General features: G+C 73.6%; 5 protein-coding genes. 1 reads left to right on the top strand and 4 read right to left on the bottom strand.

Going from position 1 to position 2,952, the window contains the following annotated elements:
- A partial coding sequence (locus tag ACTUAL_RS30695) for an SDR family NAD(P)-dependent oxidoreductase (RefSeq protein WP_440902678.1) occupies positions 1-240 on the bottom strand: 240 nt, incomplete at its 3' end.
- A 200-nt stretch (positions 241-440) separates the two neighbouring features.
- Between ACTUAL_RS30695 and ACTUAL_RS30690 the strand changes: the two genes are divergently transcribed.
- A complete protein-coding gene (locus tag ACTUAL_RS30690) occupies positions 441-827 on the top strand; it encodes a hypothetical protein (RefSeq protein ID WP_096494175.1) in 387 nt (128 codons plus the stop codon).
- Positions 828-861: 34 nt separating this feature from the next.
- On the opposite strand, the gene ACTUAL_RS30685 is transcribed toward ACTUAL_RS30690, so the two are convergent.
- Genes ACTUAL_RS30685 through ACTUAL_RS30675 form a run of 3 tightly spaced genes read right to left on the bottom strand, consistent with a single transcriptional unit; the run spans position 862 to position 2,694 of the window.
- Positions 862-1,119: a PRC-barrel domain-containing protein gene (locus ACTUAL_RS30685; RefSeq protein WP_440902677.1), complete on the bottom strand. Its 258-nt coding sequence runs from the start codon at positions 1,117-1,119 to the stop codon at positions 862-864.
- Entirely contained in the window at positions 1,106-1,468 is a 363-nt protein-coding gene (locus ACTUAL_RS30680; RefSeq protein ID WP_096494171.1) for a hypothetical protein, read from the bottom strand. The genes ACTUAL_RS30685 and ACTUAL_RS30680 overlap by 14 nt, the downstream gene beginning before the upstream one ends.
- Positions 1,465-2,694, bottom strand: coding sequence for an NRAMP family divalent metal transporter (locus tag ACTUAL_RS30675; protein WP_440902676.1), 1,230 nt, complete (start codon positions 2,692-2,694; stop codon positions 1,465-1,467). Before ACTUAL_RS30675 ends, ACTUAL_RS30680 begins: the two co-directional genes overlap by 4 nt.
- Positions 2,695-2,952: the final 258 nt, after the last annotated feature.

Genomic DNA, 2,952 nt, shown 5'->3' with positions numbered 1-2,952 from the left:
CACGGAGGCGAGGTCGGCCAGGTCGAGCGCGACGGTCTCGGCGGAACCGGCGCCGGTGATCCCGTCGCGCACCAGGGCGAGGGCGGAGGCGCCGCGCTCGGGGTCGCGGACGGTCATCAGGACGCGGGCGCCCGCGCGGGCCAGCGCGCCGGAGAGGGCGAGGCCGAGGCCGGAGGTGGTCCCGGTGACGACGACGGTGCGGCCCGCGAGGTCGGGGACGGGCTGGCGCGGTGGTGCCATGGGGACGGGGTCTCCTGTTCGGTGGCGGTGCAGGACGGCGCGACCGGCGCCCGTGGACGTCCACACTCCCCCACTGGGATGACAGTGTCAACCGAAGTGGTCCCGCCGGGCCGCTCACCGCCGCCGCGAGTGCTTGACCGTTCAACCTCCCGGCAGTAATTTCCGGAACGGATCGGTCCCCTGCTCACGGGAGGAACCCCATGCGATTACCGGCTTTCGCCCTCGCCGCGTCCGCCGTCGGCCTGCTGCTCACCGCCCCGTCCGCCGTCGCGGACCCCGGTGACCCGAACGAGGCGTGGCCACCGGGGAACTGCCCGCGCGGCTCGTTCTGCGCCTGGCCCCACTGGGCCAACCCCGAACCCGCCCCCGTCGAACCGCCGTCGCTGGTCAGCGCGGGCGCGTGGACCGGGAGCGCGCTGACCTCCACGTACTACAACCACACGTCCGGGAACATCGACGTGGACTACACCTTCACCTGGCCGGGCGGGACGCCGACGAGCGCCACCGTGTGCGCGCCCCCCGGCGGCAACATCTTCTACCTCCAGGTGGTCGTCACCGCGCTCCGGCCGCGCGCGGGGACCTGCTAGCGACCGGCCGCACAGAGGCGCGGGCGGCTCGGGCCTAGAAGCGCAACTCCTCCCACGGCACCTCGCGGGCCCCCCGGTGCAGCGCGAGCGCCAGGAACTCCAGCGCCTTCGGCAGCCGGATTCCGGGTCGCTCGTACCCGAGCAGGCGGCCCCGGTGGCCGGGCGTGATCAGCGCCGCCACCACGCGCGGTCGGCCCCGCTCGTCGACGCGGGTGATCAGGTCGGCGACCTTGCCGATCGGGCGACCGCTCGCGTCGCGGGCGGTGCGCCCGATCAGCTCACTCGCCAGCACGGCGCGCCCAGGGGATCCGGCCGATCACGTTGTCCCGCAACCACTCCTCCAGCGGCGGCGGGTCCAGCAACTCGACCGCCAGCGACAGCTCCACGGCGCTGCCCACGCGGGCCACGTGCTCGTAGCCGATGCGCAGCGCGGGACGCCGGGCGGTGCGGCGCAGCCACCGGCCCAGCGCGCCGCCGAACCGGCCGGCCAGCGCCCGCCCGCCGGACAGCAGCGCCACGACCACCAGCGCCCCGTCCTCGTCGCGGGCGAGTTCCACGTCGTCCACCTTGCCCACGGGCACGCCGCGCAGGTCGACGATCTGGCGGTCGAGCAGGTGGAAGTCCACCCGGATCGTGGTCATGAGCCCATCCCGGTCAGCAGCATCAGGGGGATCGCCGCCACCGCGACGACGACGATGATCACGAGGTAGGTGACGCCGAACGCGTTGGCCACCCGCCCGTTGACGTGCTCGCCCAGGTAGTCGCGGTCGTTGGCCACCACCAGGATCGGCAGGTAGGTCAGCGGCAGCGCGACCGCGCTGAACACCAGCGAGTACTCGGTCACCGCCACCGGGTCGACGGTGGTCAGCAGCACCGCGACGCCGATCAGCACGCTCACCAGCACCACGGTGTGGAACCTCGCGGCCAGGCGGGGCGGCACGCGCTTGCCCCACCGCCAGCCGAAGTACTGGGCGGCGGTGTAGCCGGAGGACAGCCCGGTCTCCAGCGCGGCGCCGAAGGTGGCGGCGAAGAACCCGAGGATCACCACCGCGAGCCCGATCTTGCCCAGGGCCAGCTCGACGGGCTGCCCGACCTGCTCCAGCTCGTGCACCTCCATCCCCTGCGGCAGGAAGACCGCCGCGGCGCAGGCCATGATCGCCAGCGACAGCAGGCCGCCGAGCGGGAACCCGATGAAGACGTTGGCGCGCTCGGTCACCAGGTCGCGGCGCGTCCAGCGCTCCTCGACGCCGCCGGAGGAGAAGAAGAACACCTCGTACGGGGTCATCGCGGCGGCGAACAGGGTGATGCCGAAGAACGCGTAGGTGGCCCAGCCCTCGGCCCCGGCAGGCCCGAACCGCGCGGCCTGGGCGCCGAGGTCGCGCCACGGCGGGTCGAGCTGCACCAGGGCCACGACGAACACCACGAGCGCGAGCCCGGCCAGGCCGAAGACCCGCTCCATGGTCTCGAACCTGACCCGCCACAGCACCACCCAGATGACGAACGCGGCCACCGGCACCCACAGCAGGTAGTGCACGCTGGTGACCATCTCTACCGCGAGCGCGACCCCGCCGATCTCGGCCGTCAGCGTCAGCAGCGTGACCAGGTAGGAGCCGACCAGGTTGGCCAGCGCGACACGTGGTCCCAGGCGCTCGCGCACCAGGTCGAACACCGGTCTGCGGCTGACCGCGGCGACCCGGCCGCACATCTCGGCGTAGACGCAGATCCCCACCACGCCCACCACCACGACCCAGGCCAGGCCCATGCCGAACCGGGCCCCGGTCTGGGCGTTGGCCACCAGGTCGCCGATGTCGACGAACCCGCCGATGGCGGTGAGGATGCCGAGCGTGACGGCGAGAGCCTTCTTCACGCGCCCCTCCCCTGCCTGCCGAGTGCCGACCGCCGGGTAGCACTACCCGCGACGGAGAGGGTGAAACCGGCCGATCGGCGGTTCAGGGGGCGCCCGTCCCGGCCGGGGCGCGCCGGCGGGAATACCCGCGCCGAGCAGGGCGTTCGCCGCTGGCGTGCACATCGTCGACCGCGGCAGCGGCACCCCGCTCGTCCTGATCCACGGGTTCGAGGTCGACCACCGCGACCTCCTGCCGCTCGACCCCGCGATCGAGGCGGC

It is taken from the genome of Actinosynnema sp. (assembly GCF_052038725.1).
Note: the sequence above shows the minus strand (reverse complement) of the source record. Positions and strands in the feature narration are given on the sequence as shown.

Bases quoted from the DNA above. Each gene is read 5' to 3' on its own strand.
- ACTUAL_RS30690 (WP_096494175.1), top strand. From the start codon at position 441: ATGCGATTACCGGCTTTCGCCCTCGCCGCGTCCGCCGTCGGCCTGCTG.
- ACTUAL_RS30680 (WP_096494171.1), bottom strand. From the start codon at position 1,468: ATGACCACGATCCGGGTGGACTTCCACCTGCTCGACCGCCAGATCGTC.